The organism is Streptomyces sp. NBC_01384, assembly GCF_045040035.1.
Taxonomy (GTDB): domain Bacteria; phylum Actinomycetota; class Actinomycetes; order Streptomycetales; family Streptomycetaceae; genus Streptomyces.
Window position 1 is genome coordinate 1,540,288 of the sequence record NZ_CP109559.1, and the last position, 20,351, is coordinate 1,560,638.

Below are 20,351 nucleotides of genomic sequence, written 5' to 3' on the forward strand. Positions count from 1 at the left end.
ACAAGCATGGCTGCTCGGCTGGGTCTGAGTCTTCCTCAAACACGGCAGTACGACATCGGTCGCGACGTCCCGGACGTGGCGCGCGCGGCCGAGGAGATCGGCTACGAGAGCGTGTGGGTGTTCGAGCGCGCCCTGTTCCCGGAGCCCGCGACACAGGGACTGTACGGCGTCCCGAACCTGCCCTGGCCCGACTCGTACCGCGGCGTCGCCGAACCTCTGGTGACCCTGACGCTGGCCGCGGCGGCCACGCAGCGGGTACGCCTCGGCACCAGCGTCCTGGTCGCCCCGCTGCACGGCCCGTTCCAGTTGGCCAGGACCCTCGGCACGCTGGACGCGGCGAGCGGCGGCCGGGTCGTGGTGGGCCTCGGGACCGGCTGGTCGCACGACGAGTACGCCGCCGCGGGCGTGGCGCCGTTCGAGGAGCGGGGCCGGGTCCTGGACGAGGTCCTCGACGTGTGCCGCGCGGTGTGGGGCCCGGACCCGGTGTCGTACGAGGGCCGGCTGACCAGGATCGAGTCGGCTGTCGTCGCCCCGAAGCCGGCCCGGCCGATCCCGATCCTGCTGCCCGCCTTCAGCAAGAAGGCGCTGACCCGGCTCGTGGACCGCGGTGACGGCTGGCAGCCCGTGGCCCAGGGAGGCGCCGACCAACTCGCCTCCCATTGGCGGCAGGTGCAGGACCTCGCGGCCGAGCGCGGGCGCACCGAGCCGATCCGGACGGTGGTACGGGTCAACGCGCACTACTCCGCCAAGGCCTACGACGGCGCGGACCGCCAGCCCTTCCAGGGCAACGTCGACCAGATCGTGTCGGACCTGGTCCCGTACGCCGAGATCGGCCTCGACGAGTACTTCCTCGACCTCCAGGAGGGCCCGCGGGACGCCGAGGAGCTCAAGGGCCTGGCCGCCGAGGTGTACGCGGCGGCACGGGCGGCCGGAATCTGACCGGGCCGCCCCACGCTGACCGGCCCGGCTCAGTCCTCGGGCAGTTCCACCGGCGCGATCTCGTCGTAGACGTCGCCGGGTCCGGGGTTGGTCGGGTCGGTCGCCCCGCCCAGCTGGTGCATGACGCCCCAGACCGCGTTCAGCGCGGTCTGCACGGCGCCCTCGGCCCAGCCGGCCGTCCAGGAGATGTCGTCGCCGGCGAGGAAGATGCCCCGCTTGTCCTCGGGCAGCGCGTCCTGCATGAAGTGCGTGAACAGGCGGCGCTGGTAGCGGTAGTGGCCGGGCAGGTTCGCCTTGAACGCGCCCATGAAGTAGGGCTCGTTCTCCCAGGACACGGTCACCGGGTTGCCGATGATGTGCTTCCTGATGTCGACGTTCGGGTAGATCTCGCCGAGCGACTTCAGCATGACCTCCATCCGCTCGTTCGCGGACAGCGGCAGCCACTTCAGGCTGTCGTCGCACCACGTGTACGAGAGGCAGATGACGGCGGGCTTGTCCGGGCCCTCGTCGAGGAGGTAGGTCCCGCGGGTCATGCGGTCGGTGAGCGTCATCGACATGACGTCACGGCCCGTCGGATTTCCCTTGTCGTCGACGGCCTTGTCCAGCCAGAAGGGCCGGTCGACCGGCACGAAGAGCTTGGAGGACTCCATGTAGTGGGTCCGCTCGATCGCCGTCCAGTGGTCGATCGGGAAGAGCGAGTCGTCGCAGGCGATCTTGGAGAGCAGCATCCAGGACTGGGCGGTGAAGATCGCCGCCCTGAACGTGCGGATGTCGCCGTTCGCGTCCGTCACCGTGATCCGGTTGCCCGCGGTGCGGTGCAGCCGGGTCACGGCCGGGCGCGGGGCGCCGTCGTGCAGCTTCGCGAGCGAGGTGCCGTACGCCCAGTGCACGATCTTCTCCGGCTCGCGCTCCCACAGCCTCAGCGGGAGCTGCTGGGAGCCGCCGACGATGCCGCGGTGGTGGTCGTCGGCCTCGGTGTAGACGACGCGCAGGATCTCGAGGATCGAGTTCGGGAAGTCGGTGTCCCAGCCGCCCGTGCCGAAGCCGACCTGGCCGAAGATCTCTCGGTGCCGGAAGGACTTGAAGGACTCCGACTCGCAGAGGAAGCCGTAGAAGGTCTGGTTGTCGAGCTTCTCGACGAGCTGGGACCAGATCTCGCGGATGCGCGGCACATCGCGCTCGCGCATGGCCTGGTTCATGTCGGAGAAGTCGGCGCCGTCTTCGAGGCAGGCGTTCCAGGCGTTCATCACGTCGCGGTAGACCTGCGGCAGGTCGTCGACGGTGGTCGCGTAGTGCGACTCGCCCTTGAGGTCGACGACCGTCGAGGGCGTGGCCTCGGCGAGGGGGTTGGGGAACGGCCGGGTCTCCAGACCCACCAGGTCGATGTAGTGCTGGAGGGCGGTGGAGGAGGGCGGGAAGCGCATGGCGCCCATCTCGGCGGTGAGGGACGGGTCGCACCCCTCGAAGCCCACGGTCCGCAGCCGCCCGCCGATCACGTCGGCCTCGTAGACGACGGGCTTGAGGCCCATCTTCATCAGCTCGTACGCGGCCACGATGCCGGACAGACCGCCGCCGATGACCGCGACCTCCGTGCCGTGCTCGGTCGCGGGTATCTGACCGAGGCCCGCCGGGTGGGCGAGGAAGTCGTCGTACGCGTACGGGAAGTCCGGGCCGAACATGGTGATCGGCGGCTGCTGCGCGTCGGCGTGCTGGACGGCGGTGGGCACCGTGGACGTCATGGGGTACGGACTCCTTGCGGGAAAGCTGGTGAGGGGAAGCGCTGGGGCGGCCGGGTTTCAGATGAGCGACCCGTAGAGGCCGGGGCGGCGGTCTTTCAGATACGGGTTCGCCTCGCGCGAGGCCGCGAGGAAGGCGGGGTCGGCGTCGGCGAGGACAAGCTCCTCACCGCGTCCGGCCCGGGTGCGGGCGATCCCGTCGGGCCCGGTCAGCGTGGACAGTCCGACGAACTCGAACTCCCCCTCCGGGCCGACCCGGTTGACGTACGCGACGTACATCTGGTTCTCGAAGGCACGCACCGGGACGACGGACTCGGCGACGAACTGGAAGGGGTGCATCTGCGCGGTCGGCACGACGAGGAGGTCGGTGCCGGCGAGGGCGTGCGCCCGGACGTTCTCCGGGAACTCGACGTCGTAGCAGATCATGAGGCCGACGCGGAGGCCGTTCAGGTCCGCCTGGACGACGGGCTGGTCGCCCGGGGTGAAGTGGTCGCGCTCGAAGCTGCCGAAGAGGTGGGTCTTGCGGTAGTTCGCGAGCCGGGTGCCGTCGGCGGCGATGAGCTGCGCCGAGTTGTAGACGCTCCCCCGGCCTTCGGCCGGGGGGACCCCCATCTCGCTTCGCTCGCCCTCGCGCTCCGGGTAGCCGTAGACGACGGCCACGCCGTGGCGGGTGGCGATCTCGGCGATCGCGTCGGCGCAGGCGCCGTCGGCGGGCTCGGCGAGGCGGGCGATGTCGTCGCCGATCGCGTACCCGGTGAGGAACATCTCCGGCGCCGCCACGAGCCCCGCTCCGGCGGCGGCGGCCCGGCCCGCGGCCGCGTCGAGGACCTTGAGGTTCTCGACGATCGAGCCGGGGCGGCCGGAGCTCTGGAGCAGGGCTGTGCGCATGCGTGATCCTCACGGGTACGGAGGGGATTCGGGGGCTGTCTAGACGGTACGGGCGGGGGGCTCGGGGGGACAAGGAGGAGCCGTTGCGTGCCGGTGGACGAATCGTTGCGTGCGCCCGGCCCCCGGCGGTGATTCGTTGCGCGTCCTCGGGCAGGGCACAGAACCCTCTGAGGCGCAGGTCACAGGCGCCGTCGTGAGGGGCCTCGACCCGTCGTGCCGGAAGTGGTCACCGCCTCCGGCCTGACGGGCGCCAGAGGTGGGCGGGGGCGGTGTCTCACAGCTCGCGTCCGGCTCTCACAGCTCGCGCAGCCGCTCCACGATCTCGCGCAGCAGTTCCAGGTCGGCCGCCGGGCCGCCCGGTGCCGGCCGCCGCGGTGCGTCGATGCGCACGAGACCGGCCTCGGCCAGGTCGCCGAGCAGCACGCGTACGACGGTCAGGGGCAGATCGGCGTCCGCGGCGAGCTCGACGACCGGCCGGGGTCCGTGGCGCACCAGGGCGAGCAGGGCGGCGCGGGCGTGATCGACGCCCTGCTGCCCCTCGTCCGTCTCCAGGGCCCTGACCTGGGACATCAGATCGATCGTGTGCCGGTCCGAGGGCCGGGTCCGACCCCGGGTAACGGTGTAGGGCCGCACCATCGACCCGGTCTCGTCCTCGTACCAGTGGTCGTCGGTCACGGCCGGATCAGGGACCCGCGGGGTCGGCGGCCGACCGTACGGCGGCGGCCATGTGGCGGCCGACGCGGCGGACGAGCAGCGCCATCTCGTGGGCGAGCTGTCCGACGTCCGTCTGCACCTCGCTCAGGACGGCCAGCCGGCTGCCGTCCCCCGCCGGGGTGATGAACAGGTAGGCGTCGTCGAGCATCACCATGGTCTGGCGCACCTCCCCGGCGTCGAAGCGCTCGCCGGCCGAGCGGGCCAGGCTGTGGAAGCCGGAGCAGACGGCGGCGAGGTGCTCGATGTCCCGTCTGCTCATACCGTCCGAACAGCTCAGCGGGAGGCCGTCGGCGGTGAGGAGCACGGCCTGGCGGACGTGGTCGGTTCTGGCCACCAGGTCGTCGAGCAGCCAGCCGAGATCCGTGCCGGGCGGTGCGGGGGTGGTACCCGGCACCGGCGGCTCGGAGGCCTGGGCGGGGTCCTCGGGGGTCTGGTCACGGAGCATCGTCGGCGTCCGTCCCTTCGTCGGTGTCGGTTCGCCGCACGGGGCCGGGGTGCGTGGGACCGGGTTCCGTGGGCAGGCCCTTGCGGCCGCGGTCGAGGCCGCGCTGGAAGGCCCCGAAGACCGCGCGGACCTCCTCGGGGGTGACCTCGCGCTCCGGCGTCTCGTCGGCCGCGGGGCCCTCGGCGCGCAGTTCGGGGGCGAGGGAGGTCTGGCGGACGCGGGTGGGCAGAGCGGGCGGCCCCGATGCCGGACGGCCTTCCGGCATACGGCCCACGTCCAGCTCCTGCCCCTCCCGCTCCCTCTGCCCCTCCCGCTGCTTCTGCCCCTGCCGCTGCTTCTGGAGGACCGCGGTCCCCCTCCGGGAGGGCAGCACCTGCCGGTCCGTGTCCGCCACCGCCTCCGGCCGCTCGGGCTCGACCGGCGCGAGGACCGCCTCGGGCAGCAGCACCACCGCCGTCGTACCGCCGTACGGCGACCGGCACAGCGTGACCTCGATGCCGTGCCGTGCGGCGAGCCACCCCACCACGTACAGCCCGAGCCGGTCGTGCCGGGTCGGGTCGAAGTCGTCCGGCGTGGTGAGGGTGCGGTGGGCCTCCTCGATCTGCTCGGGCCCGAGGCCGAGGCCCCGGTCGTCGATCTCCAGGACGAAACGGCCCCCTGCCCGGCCGGTGCGCAGGGTGACCTGGGTCTGGGGCGGCGAGAACACGGTGGCGTTCTCGACAAGTTCGGCGATCAGATGGACGACGTCGGCGACGGCGTCCGCCGCGACACCCACCTCCGGCATCGGCGGGACCACGACGCGCGCGTACTCCTCGATCTCGCTCACCGCGGAGGACACCACGCGGGCGACGGGTACGGGCCGCCGCCATCTGCGGCCGGGCGCCGCGCCGGAGAGGATGATCAAACTCTCCGCGTGGCGCCGCATACGGGTGGTGAGGTGGTCGATCCGGAACAGGTCGTCCAGAACGTCCGGGTCGTCGGTGCGCCGCTCCAGCGTGTCGACGAGTTTGAGCTGGCGGTGGACGAGCGCCTGGTTGCGGCGGGCGATGTTGAGGAGCACCGCGAACAGTCCGCGGCGCAGGGTGGCCTGCTTGACGGCGGCCTCGACGGCCGCGAGGCGGGCGGTGTTGAAGGAACGGCCGACCTGGCCGATCTCGTCGGCCCCCGCCTCCCCGTCGGCCAGGGGTGGTGCCTCGGTGGCGGCGTCCACGTCCTCGCCCGCACTCAAGCGCCGCATCACATCGGGGAGCTGACGAGTGGTCAGGAGGTCGGCGGCGTCCCGGAGCGTCTCCAGGCGGCGCGAGATGCGCCGGGCGCCGCGCACCGCGAACCACAGGGACAGGCCTACGGCGGCGAGTCCGAGGACGCCGACGATCGCGGCCTTGGCCAGCTCCCGGTAGGCGAACGCCCGTCCGCGCTCGGCGGAGTTGACGGCCGACCCCGTGCACAGCTGCATGTACCGCTTGACGGCCCGGTCGGTGGTGGTGCGCCAGGAGCCGGCCGCGACGGCCTCGCCCGCACCGTGCGCGCCCGCCCGCAGCAGGGCGTCCTCGCCCCGGGTCAGCTCCCGGTGCAGTGAACCGCGTTGGAACTTCTCGAAGAGTGCGCGCGAGTCGGCGGGGAGGTCGGGGACGTACGTCCGCTCGAAGACCCGGCGGTCCTCGATCGTCGCGGTGAGCGTGTCGTACTGGCGGTCGGTGAGCGATCCGGCGGCCCGCGCCCCGGCGACGAGAGCGTCCTCGCGCGACACGAACTCCCGCACCCGCACCAGTTCGATGACGACCTGGGCCTCGCGCGCCAGCTGTCCGGCCTGCAGCGCGGTCAGCGCGGACTGGACGTCGAAGCCCGGTTCGACGAGGGTGCCGTACTCGGTGACCGCCCGGTCCCAGCTGATGGCGCGGGACAGCACCCGCTCCCGCAGCCCCTCCAGCCCGTCGAAGGAGCGCAGCACGGCGTCGAGCACCTGCCGCTGCCGGCCGGAGAGCCGGCCGCGGTCCCCGTCCCGGATCGCGGTCCGCATGGCGGTCACGGCGCGGTCGGTGCGGCGCTGCTGCTCCATCAGGTCGAGGGCCGCCGCCGTGCCGTGGTCCGCGCCCAGGTAGGCGGCCGCGAGCCGCCGTTCGATCTGGATCTGGCCGACCACGGTGTCGACCGGTGTGCCGAAGTCGTCGTACACCCCCTGGACCCGCACGAGCGCGCGCAGTTCGCCGGTGACGGAGACCATGGCGAAGCTCCACAGCACCATGAGGGCGATCACCGGCGCGAGCGCGAGCGCCACGATGCGCGTACGGACCGTGGTGGGACGGCCGAAGGACCAGCGCATGGTTTCCCCAGGACGGCAGGACGGTCGGGTGGCCGGGCGACGGTTGGTTACCCATCGGTGTTACTCGCTGGTAGCGGGCGCGGATCAACCTACGGGATGGCACACGCGGACCGCAATGGCTTCCTGGGCTGACTCTCGGTTCAATACGCGGGACGTGCCCGGTCAGTCGGCCACGTCCGCACGGGGAACGGTGAAGGTGGTGACGACCGCGGCGTGGTCCGACGGCCAGTCGTTGCCGGCCACGTCGGGCCAGGGGCGCGGCGTGCCGGTGACCAGCGCCCGGGAGTCGAGCACCGTCAGCCCCCGGTGCAGCACGAAGTCGATCCGGTCCTGCGGCTCGGGCCGCCCGCTGCCGTCCTCGTGCTCCACGTGGATCGGCGACCATGTGTGCCCGGGCTCCCGTACGGGGTCGGGGTGGGCCTCGCGGTAGGAGTCGCGCAGGCCCGCCTCCTCGGCGGCCTTGGTCACGGGCCACTCGACGTCCGGCCAGTCCAGGTGCGAGGGCGCGTTGAAGTCGCCGACCAGCACCACCGGGGTGGCGTCGGTGGCGGACTCGGCGATCCGCCGCAGGATCTCCCGCATCTGCTCCAGCCGGGCGCCCTCGTGGGCGATCAGCTCGGCCGCCGGGAGCCCGTCGAAGCGGGCCTCGTAGGGGCCGTACGGTGTGTAGTCGAGGTGGGCGCTCCAGACGTCCACCTCCTGGCCGCCGTCCAGCCGGACGCGCACTCCGGTGCCGCCGTAGAAGCCGACGTCCGGGTCGCCGTGGCGGGCGGTGATCGGGTAGCGGCTGATGACGCCGAGGTTGTCTCCGGCCCGGTGGTGGTGCCAGCCGAGGGCGTCGGCGAGTTCCTGCGCCGAGGTGCCGTACGTCTCCTGGAGACCGACCACGTCCGCGCCGGTCTCGGCGATGACCTTGAGCTGCTTCTCGCGGTGGTCGTCGACCTGCGTCCCGCCGTACCAGAGGTTCCAGCTCATCACCCGCAGCTCGCGGGGCGCGACCATGGCGCGCAGCCGGGCCGGGGTCACCTCCTCCAGGCTGGTCAGGACGGTACGCCCGGGTACGGAGGCGATCGGCGCGAGCGAGGGCACGGCGAGCACGGCACACCCCGCGGCCTCGGCGGACGCCACGCCCGTCTCGGTGTCCTCCACGGCCACGCACGCGGCGGGCTCGACGCCGAGGGCGCGGCAGGCGGCGAGATACGGATCGGGGGCGGGCTTGGTGCGCTCGGTGTCGTCGGCCGTGACGGAGACGGCGAAGTGCTCAGCGCCGAGGGCCGCCAGGACGGTGTCGGCGACGGCGCGCGGCGACGCGGTCACGAGGGCGGTGGGGACGCCCTCATGGGCCAGGTCTTCGAGGAGGCGAAGGGCTCCCGGACGAGGCACGATGCCGGTGCGGACACGGTCCGCGAACTCCCGGTGCAGCTCGGCGGCGATCCGCTCCGCCCCGGCGCCCGTGATCCCGCCCAGCCAGGCCGCGGTGTACTCGACGGGCCGGCCGAGCACCTCCGGCTGGTCGGCCCCGGTCAGCCGGCGCCCGAGCCCGTCGGCCACCTGCTCCACCGCCTCCCACCACAGCCGCTCGGTGTCCACGAGCGTGCCGTCCATGTCGAACAGGACGGCCTGGAGGGGGAGGTGGGGGGAGGTGGTGCGGAGGGTCACGGTGCTCTCTTTCACTCGGTGTAGCTCAGTGGGGGGATGGGACGGTTACCGCGTGCGCTCGGCGACCAGCACCGGCCGCTCCGGCAGGCTCACGGTCACGGCGGCGCCCGAGCCGAGCGCGGCGGCCTCGTGGGTGGGCAGATCGGCCTTCACCTCGGTGGTGTCCGGGAGCCGGACGGTGACGCGGGTGGCGGCGCCGAGGAAGGCGGTGGCGACGACGCGGGCGGTTCCGGCATCGTCCGCGAGCACCCGCACCGCCTCGGGCCGTACGAGCACATCCACCTCCGTCGCGGCGGGCGCGTCCCCGTCGACCGGCAGCCGCTGCCCGAGCACCTCGACCACGCCGGAGTCCAGCCGTCCCGGAATCCGGCTCATCGTGCCGACGAACTCGGCGACGAACGCGGTCGCGGGCCGCCCGTACAGCTCGGCGGGCGCGGCGCACTGTTCCAGCCGCCCGGCCCGCATCACGGCGACACGGTCCGCCATGGACAGTGCCTCTTCCTGATCGTGCGTCACGAACAGGGTGGTGATGCCGAGTTCCTGCTGAAGCCGACGGATCTCCTCGCGGAGCGTGAGCCGCACCTTGGCGTCCAGGGCGGAGAGGGGTTCGTCGAGCAGCAGCACGCGCGGGCGCAGGGCGAGCGCGCGGGCCAGCGCGATGCGCTGCTGCTGACCGCCGGAGAGCTGGTGCGGGAACCGCTCGCCCTTGTCGGCCAGGCCCACGAGATCGAGCAACTCGGCGGCACGAGCCCGCCGTTCGGCCGTACGCACCTTGCGCATGCGCAGTCCGAACGCCACGTTGTCGAGGGCGCTGAGGTGCGGGAAGAGGCTGTACGACTGGAAGACCATCCCGGCGTCGCGGCGGTGCGCCGGAACCCTGGTGACGTCCTCGCCGTCGACCAGCACCTCGCCGGAGTCGGGGTGTTCGAACCCGGCGAGCATGCGCAGCGCGGTGGTCTTGCCGCAGCCGGACGGGCCGAGCAGGGCGAGGAGTTCGCCGGGCCGGACGGTCAGGTCGAGACCGTCGAGGGCGACGGTCGGGCCGAACTCCCGTCGGAGTCCGCGGAATTCGACGGTGGCGGCCTTGGCGTCGGCGGCCTTCTCAAGCGTGGTGACGGTCATGGTTCATCCCCGGGAGGCCGAAGCGGAAGCGGAACGGGAGCGCCCGCCGAGCCCGGCGAGCGAGAGGAGCAGGGCCCAGGTGACGAGCAGGCTGAGCACGGAGACGGCGACGGAGAGCTGGGCCTGCGAGCCGCCGACGCTGTAGATCCACACGGCGAACGGCTCGAAGCCGAGCAGCTGGGCGACCGTGAACTCACCGAGGACCAGCGCCAGCGTGAGGAAGGAGGCGTTGAGCAGCGCCCCGCGCAGATTGGGCAGTACGACCCGCAGCAGCGCCTGCGGCCAGTTCGCCCCGCAGCTGCGCGCGGCCTCGACGAGGGTCCGTACGTCGACGGCGCGCAGCCCGGCATCCAGGGCCCGGTACACGAACGGCAGCGCCATCACGACGTACGCGAGGACGAGCACCACGGGGAAGTCGGGGTTCTGGAGGGCCACGAAGGTCTGGAACAGCGGGGTGCGGGACAGGTGGTCGGGGCCCCACTTGAGGACCGTGGCGATCCCGGCGACGAAGGCGATCGGCGGGACGACCAGCGGCAGCGAGCAGACCACCTCGACGACGGGCCGCAGCTTCGGCGCGCCGAGCCGCAGCGCGACCATGGCGGGCACCATCAGCAGCAGAACCACGGCGATGGTGGCGGCGGCCAGTTCCAGCGAGAGCAGCAGGCTGGAGCCGAAGCCGTCGGCGGAGACGATCTGGCGGTAGGCGTCGAAGGTGATCCCCTGGTTCGGCACGTCGACCGTGAAGATCACGGACGCGGCGAGCGGGACCAGGAAGTAGAGCCCGGCACAGGCGAGCACGACCCCGCGCCAGGGACGTACGCGTACGGACTTGTTCAGGCTTCCAGCCATCGCGCGCTCCGTCGTTGCAGGGGCAGGTACACGGCCATGACGAGGCCCGCGACGAGAACCATGTCGAGGCTGAGGGCGAGCGCCACGTTCTCCTGGCCGACCAGGACGTTGCCGGAGATGGCGTCGGCGATCTGCAGGGTGACCAGCGGGACCGCGCTGCCCACCATGGCGGCCGCGGTGGCGTACGCGGCGAAGGCGCTGCCGAAGAGGAGGACCAGGCCACCGAGGAGTGAGGGCGCGAGGACGGGCAGCGCCACGTGCCGCCAGTACTGGACCGAGGTGGCACCGTTGTTCTGCGCGGCCTCGCGCCACTGGGAACGCAGGCCGTCCAGCGCGGGCGTGATGGTGAGGACCATCAGCGGGATCAGGAAGTACAGGTAGACGATGGCCAGGCCCCAGAAGCTGTAGAGGTTCCAGCCCCTGTCCCTCAGGCCCAGGTGCTGGGTCAGGACACCGGCGTTGCCGAGGGTGGCGACGAAGGCGAAGGCCAGCGGGACGCCGCCGAAGTTGGCGAGGACGCCGGAGGCGGTGAGGACCGCCTCGCGCAGGGCGCGCAAGCGGGAGGTCACCACGGCCTGGGCGAGCGGCAGTCCGAGGACGGTGGCGATGGCCGCGGAGACCGCGGACAGCTTCACGCTGCCGATCAGGGCGGTGAGGTAGGCGCCTTGGAGGGAGGCGGTGAGGTTGGCCGTGGTGTACGAGGTGGCGCCGGTGGTCTGGTCCTTGACCGTGAAGGCGCCGTTCAGCATGGCCAGGGCGGGGATCCCGAAGGCGATCGCGACGAAGACGAGCAGCGGGAGAACGGCGAGCCGGCCGGGGGCGCGGCGCCGCCGCCGCTGGGAAGCGGCGGCGGCGGACGTCACGTCGGCCTCGGCCTCGGTGAGGACGGTGGTCATCCGGAGACGGCCTTGCCCCAGCCCTGCGCGAGGACCGTCTTGGCCTTGGCCTGCTGGGCCTCGGTCGGGAAGCTCGGCGTGCCCGAGACCGCGGGGAGCTTGGCGGCGGCGGTCTTGTCGAGCGTGCCGGCCGTCTCCATGGTGGTCATCAGGACCGGGCGGGCGTAGCCCTTGAGCCAGAGGTTCTGGCCCTCGGCGCTGTAGAGGTACTCCTGCCACAGGCGGGCGGCCGCCGGGTGCGGGGCGTCCTTGTTGACGGCCTGCGAGTAGTACTGGGAGAACTTGCCGTCCGAGGGGACCGTGACCGTCCAGTCGACGCCCTTGGACTTGAACTCGTCGGCGTAACCGGCGTTCAGGTAGTCCCAGTCGATGCTGATCGGGGTCTCGCCCTTCTCGACCGTGGCCGGGGTCGACTCGACGGGCGTGTAGTTGCCGTTCTTCTTCAGCTTGGCGAAGAAGTCCAGGCCGGGCTGGATGTCGTCGAACGAACCGCCGTTCGCCAGCGAGGCCGCGTACACGCCACCGAAAGCCGAACCGGACTTGGTCGGGTTGCCGTTGAGGGCGACCTGACCCTTGTACTGCGGCTTGAGCAGGTCCTTGAAGGTCTTCGGGCACTCCTTGACCTTCTTGGCGTCGCAGCCGATGGAGATGTAGCCGCCGTAGTCGTTGAACCAGCGGCCCTGCGCGTCCTTCTGGCCCGCGGGGATGTCGGCGAAGGCGGTCACCTTGTACGGCGCGAGGAGCCCCTGCTGGGCGGCGCTGAGCGCGAACGAGCTGCCCAGGTCGAGGACGTCCGGGGCGCGGTCCTGCCCCTTCCTCGACGTCACGGCGTTGATCTCGTCCTGGCTGGTGCCGTCCGGGTTCTCGACCTCGATCTTGATGCCGTACTTCTTCTTGAAGCCGTCGATCAGGGCGCCGTAGTCGGCCCAGTCGCGGGGCAGCGCGATCGCGTGCAGCGTGCCCTCCTTCTTGGCGGCCTTGACCAGGGCGTCCAGGCCGCCGAAGTCCGCGGCGGAGGTCGCGGTGGCCGCGCTCTTGCCGTCGGCGGTGGTCGCCTTGTCGTCGGGGGCCGCGCCACAGGCGCTGAGGGCGAGGGCGGCGGCGACGGCGAGGCCGCCGGTGAGGACGGCGGTCCTCGGCAGGAACACGGTCACGGTCTCTCCAGGAGTACGCACGAGGGTTCGGGAAGTGCGGAGAACTTGTCTGAACAAGTTGGCCCCAGTAGGCCCGCCGCTGGTGTCCTGTTCGTAAACACTGGCGAAACGCTGGGCCCCGATTCCCTGCACAATCCCGGGGCGCGCAGATCACCGTCCGATCTCGATTAGGCTGGTCACGCTGTGCACAGCAGTCGAATCAGAGGGGAAGCATGCCGGCGCGACACGAGGAGATCGCCGACGAGCTGCGGCACGCCATCGACCGCGAGGAGTACACGGTGGGCAGTCTGCTGCCCGCGGAGACGGACCTCGCGGCCCAGTACGGCGTGGCACGCGGCACGGTCCGCCAGGCCGTCGCGGCCCTGACCGCCGAGGGCCTCATCGGCTCCCGCCAGGGCGCCCGCCGGGTGGTCCTCGCCAGCCGCCGCAGCCAGAGCTTCGCCGAACTGCGCAGCTTCGCCCAGTGGGCGCGCGCGATGGGGCGCGAGGCGACGGGGCACGTGGTCGAGCAGGAGTACCGTCCGGCGACGACGGAGGACGCCGTACGCCTCCAACTCCCCGAGAAGACACCCGTATTGCACGTCCTGCGCGTCCGCGGCCTGGACGGCGAGCCAGTACTCCTGGAGCGGACCGCGTACGCGGACTGGATCTCCCCCGCCGTCGAGGCCATCGAGCCCGACTGCCCCTCCGTCACCCAGCGGCTCTTCGAGGACACCGGTCTGGTCTTCGCGTACGGCGAGCACGTCATCGACGCGGTGGCGGCGGGCGCCCAGGACGCCGACCTCCTCGACGTCCGCCGCACCAGCCCCCTGCTACGGGTCCGCCGCGTCACCACCACCCGCGAAGGCCGCCCGGTGGAGTGGTCCGACGACCGCTACCGCTCGGACGCGGTGAGTTTCAGCGTGCGCAACTCGATCGGCAACAACGCGCTGGCCCGCAAAACAGCGGAGTGAGGCGAAGCGCCCCGAAAGGGGCGCGGGGCTGTGACATAGAGCGGCTCCGCCGCGGGGCGCGCCCAGCCACAACGAACCCGTACCCGGACAACGCACCCCCCAGCGGAGCGCCTACGTGGGCGACCCCGACGAAAACCGCCGCAGCAACGGAGACAACACCAGCACCGACTTCGTACGCTCCACGAACGGCTCGCCCGCGATCCGCTCCAACACCCGCTCGAAATGCCGCATGTCAGAAGCGAAAACCTGCACCACCGCATCCGCCTCCCCCGTGACGGTGGACGCGGCCACCACCTCCTGATACCGCTCCAGTCCCCGCTGAATGGTCTCCGGCGAGGTATTGCGTCGGCAGTAGATCTCGACGAACCCCTCCGTCTCCCACCCCAGCGCCGCCGGATCCACCCGAACCGTGAATCCGGTGATGGCGCCGGTGGCCCGCAACCGGTCCACCCGGCGCTTCACGGCGGGCGCGGACAGGCCGACCAGTTGGCCGATGTCGGCGTAGGAGCGGCGGGCGTCCTCGGCGAGGGCGTGCACGATGCGTTCGTCGAGATCGTTCAGCACTGCGGGTGTGCCACTTCTCTGATGGTGCGAGACGGGAGCGGCGGTAGCCGTAACTGAAGTAGAACACGAGCCCGGCGGCCGTCCAGACCCCGAAGACCACCCAGGTGACGGCCGAGACGCTGCCCATCATCCACACGCACAGCGCGAAGCCGATCGCGGGCAGCAGCGGCGACAGCGGCACCCGGAAGGTGCGCCGCATGTCCGGGCGTGTCCGGCGCCCTCGTACGGCCGGCGGTCGAGGTGGTCGATCAGTGGCCGGTACCCGAGCCGGGCGTACAGCGGCGCGGCGCGCGGGTTGTCTGCGTTGTCCGCATTGCCTGCGGCGGTCACACCGGGTACGTACGCCGACGGCCCCGTGGGTGCACCACGGGGCCGTACGACGGTGGGACGCGTCAGTTCCAGCTGGCGTGCAGCGGCTCGCCCTCGGCGTAGCCGGCCGCGCTCTGGATGCCCACGATCGCGTTCTCGGCGAACTCCTCCAGGGAGTTGGCGCCCGCGTAGGTGCAGGAGGAGCGGACGCCCGCGATGATCGAGTCGATCAGGTCCTCGACACCCGGGCGGGCCGGGTCGAGGAACATCCGCGAGGTGGAGATGCCCTCCTCGAAGAGGGCCTTGCGGGCGCGGTCGTACGCCGATTCCTCGCTCGTACGGTTGCGGACCGCGCGCGAGGACGCCATGCCGAACGACTCCTTGTACAGGTGTCCTTCGGCGTCCTGCTGAAGGTCGCCCGGGGACTCGTACGTCCCGGCGAACCAGGAACCGATCATGACGTTGGACGCGCCCGCGGCCAGCGCCATGGCGACGTCGCGGGGATGGCGGACACCGCCGTCGGCCCACACGTGCTTGCCGTACTTCTTCGCCTCGGCGGCGCACTCCAGGACGGCCGAGAACTGCGGCCGCCCGACGCCTGTCATCATGCGGGTGGTGCACATGGCGCCGGGGCCGACGCCGACCTTGATGATGTCCGCGCCCGCCTCGACCAGGTCCTTCACATCCTCGGCGGCGACGATGTTGCCCGCGACGATCGGGACCTGCGGGTCGAGCGCGCGCACGGTCCTGATCGCGCTGATCATCGACTCCTGGTGGCCGTGCGCGGTGTCGATGACGAGCGTGTCGACGCCCGCGTCGAGCAACTGCTTGGCCTTGCCCGCGACATCACCGTTGATGCCCACGGCGGCGGCGATGCGCAGCTTGCCGTTCGCGTCGGTGGCCGGGGTGTAGAGCGTGGCGCGCAGGGCCCCCTTGCGGGTGAGGATGCCGGCGAGCTTGCCGCCGGCGTCCACGGCTGGGGCGTAGCGGCGGTTGGCGCCGTCCAGCTTGTTGAAGGCCTCGCGGGGCTCGATGCCGGCGTCGAGGAGCAGCAGGTCCCGGGACATGACCTCGGTCAGCTGGGTGAAGCGGTCCACGCCGGTGAGGTCGGCGTCGGTGACCACGCCGATCGGGCGGCCGTCCTCGTCCACGACGACGCCCGCGTTGTGTGCGCGCTTGGGCAGCAGGGCCAGCGCGTCGGCGACGGTCTGGTGGGGGGCCAGGACGATGGGGGTGTCGAGCACCAGGTGGCGTCCCTTGACCCAGGAGACGACCTCGGTGACGACCTCGATCGGGATGTCCTGCGGGATGACGACGAGGCCGCCGCGGCGGGCCACGGTCTCGGCCATCCGGCGGCCCGCGATCGCGGTCATGTTGGCGACGACCAGCGGGATCGTGGTGCCCGTGCCGTCCGGGGCGGCGAGGTCGACGCCCTGCCGCGAGCCGACCGCGGAGCGGCTGGGGACCATGAAGACGTCGTCGTACGTCAGGTCGTAGGGAACCGGAGATGATTCTACGTAGCGACCGGAACCGGGCTCAAGAAAACGCATAAGTCTCACATTTTCACGCGAAACGGCGCAGGTCACTCCCACAAGGACACAGCAAAACGCCCCCGCGTTCGTGTGTTCCTCCAGCGAGGTACGGGGGCTCCGGTGTCAGGCAGTGGAACCTGCCTTACCCCGAGAGCTTACCCGAATGCGCCTGCCGAATCCTGGCGTCCGGGAGAGTGACCAGTCAGCGAGACGGCGATCAAGGTGCCATGGCCGAACTCAGGGCCGCCGTCATCCCGAGCCCGGGGGGAGGGTGAGGGCCGACAGGGCGGCGGCTCCCGTGGTGAGCAGGGCACGGCGCCTTGAGCATGTGGCCATGACAAACCGTTCGGCCGAAGCGGCGGCGGTTCCGACGTCGGCCATCGCAGCACAACGCCGGAACCGCAAACACCACGCCGGGCGATTTTTTGGCGCTTCTTCAACGTTCGTCACGCGGACGGCGGAAGCGTCCAACGCTGGCCGACGCCGGCCGTGCACGAGGCGATGGTCAGCTGGGTCTTGTTCGTGGCGCCGTTGCTGGAGTCGGTGAGGCAGAGGCCGGAGACCGGGTTGACGATCTCGCCGGACGCATCGGCCTGCCACTGCTGGGCCTGGGTGCCGTTGCAGGTGTGCAGTTGGACCTTCGTGCCGGAGGTGCTCGCGCCGTTCGTCACGTCCATGCAGTTGTTGAGCACCTGGAGGGTGCCGTCGGGGACGACCTTCCACGTCTGTGCGGTGGTGCCGTTGCAGGTGTAGATCTGGATGGCGGTGCCGTTCGAGGTGCCCGAACCGGCGTCGTCGACGCACTTGCCGGTCGCGGTCCCGGTGAGGGGGCCGCTGGGCTGCGCCACGCCGGTGCCCGGTGTGCCGTCGTAGGAGGGTGGCGTGTCCGAAGTGGCCGCCGCCCAGGAGGTGTTCGCGGCCGAGGAAAGGGCGAAGTCCAGCTTCGCCGAGCCCGAGAGGTACGAGGCCGGTACGTAAGCCTTGTTCCAGGAGCCACCGTTGAGGATGAGCGACTGGACGTACGGCGAACCGTCCGCCGCGGCGGGGGCGTTGACGGTGAGCGTGTGTCCGCCCGCCGTGACGACCGCCGAGGTGAACAGGGGGCTGCCGATCGCCAGGTCGGCGGTTCCCGGGATCTCCGGGTAGAGGCCGAGGGCCGACCAGACGTACCAGGCGCTCATCTCGCCGAGGTCGTCGTTGCCGGGCAGGCCGCCGGCGGCGTTGGTCCAGAGCTGGTCCTGGACGGCGCGCACGGTGGATTGCGTCTTGTACGGCTCGCCCGCCCAGTCGTACTCCCACGGCAGCCCGATGCTGGGCTCGTTGCCCATGTTGGACTGGGTGCCGATGACGCTGCCCAGGCCCTGGTAGCCGCTGAGCACGCTGTCGAGGTACGACGCCAGGGACGACGTACCGCCTTCCAGGGACGCCAGCTTGGCGATGTTGAAGGGGATCATCGGGGTGTAGGCGAAGGCGTCGCCCTCGGCGAAGTCGTTGGACGAGGTGCCGGTGATCAGCTTGGCGTCGAAGCCGTCCATCCAGCGGCCGTTGGAGTGCCGCGGCTGGATGTAGCCGGAGGAGGAGTTGTAGATGTTCTGCCAGTCCTGCGCCCGGTCCTGGAACTTCTTCTGCGTGGCACTGTCGCCGAGCTCGCCCGCGAACACCGACAGCGCGAAGTCGTCGGTGTCGTACTCGAGTTGGGTGGAGGTGGTGGCGTACTCGTGGCAGCAGCCGTAGGGCGAGTTGGTGGGCAGGTAGCCGAAGGAGTCCAGGTACGTCACGCCGGGTGTGACCGGGGTGTTCGTCGTCTGTTCCTTGATCATGGCGGACAGGGCCGTCGACGTGTCGAAGTTCCGTGCGCCGAAGGCGTAGTAGTCGGCGAGCACCGGTACGGCGGAGTCGCCCACCATGATGTGTGTCTCGCCGGTTGCCATGCCCCACTTGGTGAGCGTGCCGCCCTGCTGGTAGTCGTCGATGATCGACTGCGCCATGTCGGACGCGGCCGACGGGTCGAGCAGCGCGGTGAGTTGGGCCTGTGAGCGGTAAGTGTCCCAGGTGGAGAAGTCGGCGTACTTCGCCGCGTGGCCGCTGCCCACCGTGTGCACCGCGCCGTCGAAGCCCCGGTAGGAGCCGTCGGCATCGCTGATGACGGCGGGGAAGAGCGAGGCGTGGTAGAGCGCGGTGTAGAAGACGGCCTGCTGGTCCGACGTGCCGCCGGTGACGGAGATCTTCGACAGCTCGGCGCTCCACGCGGACGACGCCGCCGACTTGACGGCGGCGAAGGTCTTCCCCGTCACCTCGGCGTCCCGGTTGGCCGCGGCCTCCGTCACCGAGGTGTAGGAGATGCCGGCCCGGGCCTCCACCGTACGGCTGCCGGTGGTGTCGAAGGTCAGGTACTCGCCGCCGCTGAAGCTGCCGGCGGCGGTGAAGGGGTGGTCGAAGGTGATCGCGTAGTAGAGCGTGATCGGGGTGGTGTCCTCGCAGAAGCCGGTGCTGGTGATCGACCCGGTCACGGTGTTGCCGCCGCTCAGGTCGAGCGTCGAGGAGGCGTACGGCGTCTGAGTGTCCTGCACCTTGAGGAGCAGGCTCGCCTGGGTGGAGGACGGAAAGGTGAACTGCCCGATCCCGGCGTGCGTGGTGGCGGTCAGCGCGACGCTGGTGCTGTTGCCCAGGCTGACGGAGTAGGAGCCGGGCGAGGCGGTCTCGTTCGAGTGCGAGAACGACTCCGTCGTGGAGGCGGGATCCGAGCCGAGCGAGCCGACCACGGGCAGGATCGGCAGGTCCCCGGCCGCGTCGCAGCCGACACCGGAGACATGGGTGAGGCTGAAGCCGGAGACGGCCGAGTCGGCGTAGTTGTAACCGCCGCCCTTGGGACGTGACGTGGTGTCAGGAGACCACTGCAGCATGCCGTGCGGCACGTCGGCGCCGGGGAAGGTGTTCCCGGCACTGAAGTCGCCGTTGCCGCCGGTACCGATGTAGGGGTTGACCAGCGACACGGGGTCGGTCGCGACCGCCGCCCGTGCCGTGCCGGCCAGTTGGCCGGACACGGCGAGCGCGAGCGCCGCGGCCCCCGCGGCCAGGACACGCAGCAGCGCGCGGGGGCGCAGGGCGTCAGCCACGGGCGAGCACCTCGCCGAGCACGCCATTGGCCGGGGCGGTGATCCAGTCGCTGGAGATGTACGAGGCTCCGTCCGCGGCGAGTTCGGCGACCCGGGCCTGGGCGTCGGCCAGCGACGGGGCGGAGGAACTGAGGGCGGGCGAGACGTCGTAGGCGTCGGTGACCACCGTCAGGTAGTGGTTGGTGTTGTACCACTCGGTGTTGCCGTCACCGACCCAGGCGGCGGCGTCCGCGTCGAACACCACGAACCAGGGGCGCAGCGTGGTGTCGCTGTAGCGGGTGCGCGGGTCGACGGCCTGTGCGCCGAGGACGCTGGGGAAGACGGCGGCCTGGCTGATGTTCCCCGCGGCGGCAAGGTCCTTGAGGTGCTGGGCGTAGACGACGTCCGACCAGGAGGAGGCGGGGTCGACGGCCTGCTCGAAGGTGCCGGGGATGATCTCCACGATCGCCCTGCCGGCGAGCGAGCTGTAACTGGCCCAGTTGTTCACCTTGGCGGCGGTGTCGAGGTCCGGGTACTGCGTGCCGTCGCTCTTGGTCAGCAGGTCGGCGGGGGTGTAGAGGACGCTGCCGAGGTGCGTCTTGACGTAGGAGTCGAACTCGGTCGCGTCCAGGCCGATGCCACTGTTGAACCCGTTCTTCATCTCGATCTTGACCATGATCGGGTGGCTCGTGGGGTGAGCCTGGAGCCAGATCCGGATGTCGTCGAGGCAGCTGTCGAGGTTCTGGTTGCGGTCGCCGGTGTAGAGGTCGGCGGCCGACGAGGCCTGGACGCAGTTGTTGTCGCTGCCCAGCGGGTTGCTGTGGCTCACGTTCCACTTGTGCGTGAACACGTTGGCCCAGGTGTCGAGTTCGACCAGGGAGGTGCCGGTGTCCAGGGCGTTCGCGAGGTAGGTGTACGTGGACTTGTCGTTGTACGTGTTGTGGATGCCGGTCCCGGATGCCCCGGCCAGCGTCGCCCCGCCGAGATCGGCGGCGTGCGCGGCGGGCGTCGCCACCGTAGCGAGCAGCAGGGCCGAGACGAACAGGAGCGCGGCCTTCAGTCTTCGACGGATCATGCGCATGCCAGACCATTCCTCTCGTGGTGCCCGATGGACGCACAGAGCTTAGGGGGGCTGGATGTCCGTTCGCTACGCCCGGGTAACAAGTTGCCGTC

16 protein-coding genes and 1 pseudogene are annotated in these 20,351 nt (G+C 71.1%); 2 read left to right on the forward strand and 15 right to left on the reverse strand.

Features of this window, described 5'->3' with window-relative positions; translation table 11 throughout:
* Nucleotides 1-6 precede the first annotated feature (6 nt).
* Nucleotides 7-939: an LLM class F420-dependent oxidoreductase gene (locus OG747_RS06830; RefSeq protein ID WP_405878388.1), complete on the forward strand. Its 933-nt coding sequence runs from the start codon at nucleotides 7-9 to the stop codon at nucleotides 937-939.
* Nucleotides 940-968: 29 nt separating this feature from the next.
* Here the strand turns inward: OG747_RS06830 and OG747_RS06835 are convergent, their stop codons facing one another.
* The 10 genes from OG747_RS06835 to OG747_RS06880 form a co-directional block, all read right to left on the reverse strand.
* Nucleotides 969-2,678, reverse strand: a complete 1,710-nt coding sequence (locus OG747_RS06835) for a flavin monoamine oxidase family protein (protein ID WP_405878389.1) — start codon at nucleotides 2,676-2,678, stop codon at nucleotides 969-971.
* A gap of 57 nt (nucleotides 2,679-2,735) precedes the next feature.
* Complete coding sequence (locus tag OG747_RS06840; protein ID WP_405878390.1) at nucleotides 2,736-3,563, reverse strand: carbon-nitrogen hydrolase family protein; 828 nt, start codon at nucleotides 3,561-3,563, stop codon at nucleotides 2,736-2,738.
* Between the two features lie 294 nt (nucleotides 3,564-3,857).
* Nucleotides 3,858-4,238 (reverse strand): DUF742 domain-containing protein, encoded by a 381-nt coding sequence (locus tag OG747_RS06845; protein ID WP_405878391.1) that lies wholly within the window; start codon nucleotides 4,236-4,238, stop codon nucleotides 3,858-3,860.
* A gap of 7 nt (nucleotides 4,239-4,245) precedes the next feature.
* The gene (locus tag OG747_RS06850) at nucleotides 4,246-4,722 is read right to left on the reverse strand and encodes a roadblock/LC7 domain-containing protein (RefSeq protein WP_405878392.1); all 477 of its coding nucleotides are present in this window, start codon (nucleotides 4,720-4,722) and stop codon (nucleotides 4,246-4,248) included.
* Nucleotides 4,712-7,045, reverse strand: coding sequence for a nitrate- and nitrite sensing domain-containing protein (locus tag OG747_RS06855; RefSeq protein ID WP_405878393.1), 2,334 nt, complete (start codon nucleotides 7,043-7,045; stop codon nucleotides 4,712-4,714). The genes OG747_RS06850 and OG747_RS06855 overlap by 11 nt, the downstream gene beginning before the upstream one ends.
* A gap of 162 nt (nucleotides 7,046-7,207) precedes the next feature.
* Nucleotides 7,208-8,704 (reverse strand): HAD-IA family hydrolase, encoded by a 1,497-nt coding sequence (locus OG747_RS06860; RefSeq protein ID WP_405878394.1) that lies wholly within the window; start codon nucleotides 8,702-8,704, stop codon nucleotides 7,208-7,210.
* A 45-nt stretch (nucleotides 8,705-8,749) separates the two neighbouring features.
* Nucleotides 8,750-9,826, reverse strand: coding sequence for an ABC transporter ATP-binding protein (locus OG747_RS06865; RefSeq protein WP_405878395.1), 1,077 nt, complete (start codon nucleotides 9,824-9,826; stop codon nucleotides 8,750-8,752).
* A 3-nt stretch (nucleotides 9,827-9,829) separates the two neighbouring features.
* The gene (locus OG747_RS06870; protein ID WP_405878396.1) at nucleotides 9,830-10,675 is read right to left on the reverse strand and encodes an ABC transporter permease; all 846 of its coding nucleotides are present in this window, start codon (nucleotides 10,673-10,675) and stop codon (nucleotides 9,830-9,832) included.
* On the reverse strand, nucleotides 10,660-11,571 hold the full coding sequence (locus OG747_RS06875) for an ABC transporter permease (RefSeq protein WP_405878397.1): 912 nt from the start codon (nucleotides 11,569-11,571) through the stop codon (nucleotides 10,660-10,662). Before OG747_RS06875 ends, OG747_RS06870 begins: the two co-directional genes overlap by 16 nt.
* Nucleotides 11,568-12,725, reverse strand: coding sequence for an ABC transporter substrate-binding protein (locus OG747_RS06880; protein ID WP_405878398.1), 1,158 nt, complete (start codon nucleotides 12,723-12,725; stop codon nucleotides 11,568-11,570). Before OG747_RS06880 ends, OG747_RS06875 begins: the two co-directional genes overlap by 4 nt.
* A gap of 212 nt (nucleotides 12,726-12,937) precedes the next feature.
* Between OG747_RS06880 and OG747_RS06885 the strand changes: the two genes are divergently transcribed.
* On the forward strand, nucleotides 12,938-13,678 hold the full coding sequence (locus tag OG747_RS06885; RefSeq protein WP_405878399.1) for a GntR family transcriptional regulator: 741 nt from the start codon (nucleotides 12,938-12,940) through the stop codon (nucleotides 13,676-13,678).
* Nucleotides 13,679-13,789: 111 nt separating this feature from the next.
* On the opposite strand, the gene OG747_RS06890 is transcribed toward OG747_RS06885, so the two are convergent.
* The 5 genes and pseudogenes from OG747_RS06890 to OG747_RS06910 form a co-directional block, all read right to left on the reverse strand.
* Complete coding sequence (locus tag OG747_RS06890) at nucleotides 13,790-14,242, reverse strand: Lrp/AsnC family transcriptional regulator (protein WP_015661832.1); 453 nt, start codon at nucleotides 14,240-14,242, stop codon at nucleotides 13,790-13,792.
* Nucleotides 14,243-14,258: 16 nt separating this feature from the next.
* A pseudogene (locus OG747_RS06895) lies at nucleotides 14,259-14,459 on the reverse strand (amino acid permease C-terminal domain-containing protein); the annotation flags it as partial.
* 175 nt (nucleotides 14,460-14,634) lie between these two features.
* Nucleotides 14,635-16,101, reverse strand: coding sequence for a GuaB1 family IMP dehydrogenase-related protein (locus OG747_RS06900; protein ID WP_405878400.1), 1,467 nt, complete (start codon nucleotides 16,099-16,101; stop codon nucleotides 14,635-14,637).
* Nucleotides 16,102-16,529: 428 nt separating this feature from the next.
* Nucleotides 16,530-19,199: a lectin gene (locus OG747_RS06905; protein WP_405878401.1), complete on the reverse strand. Its 2,670-nt coding sequence runs from the start codon at nucleotides 19,197-19,199 to the stop codon at nucleotides 16,530-16,532.
* Nucleotides 19,192-20,253 (reverse strand): hypothetical protein, encoded by a 1,062-nt coding sequence (locus OG747_RS06910; protein WP_405878402.1) that lies wholly within the window; start codon nucleotides 20,251-20,253, stop codon nucleotides 19,192-19,194. The genes OG747_RS06905 and OG747_RS06910 overlap by 8 nt, the downstream gene beginning before the upstream one ends.
* Between the last annotated feature and the right edge of the window lie 98 nt (nucleotides 20,254-20,351).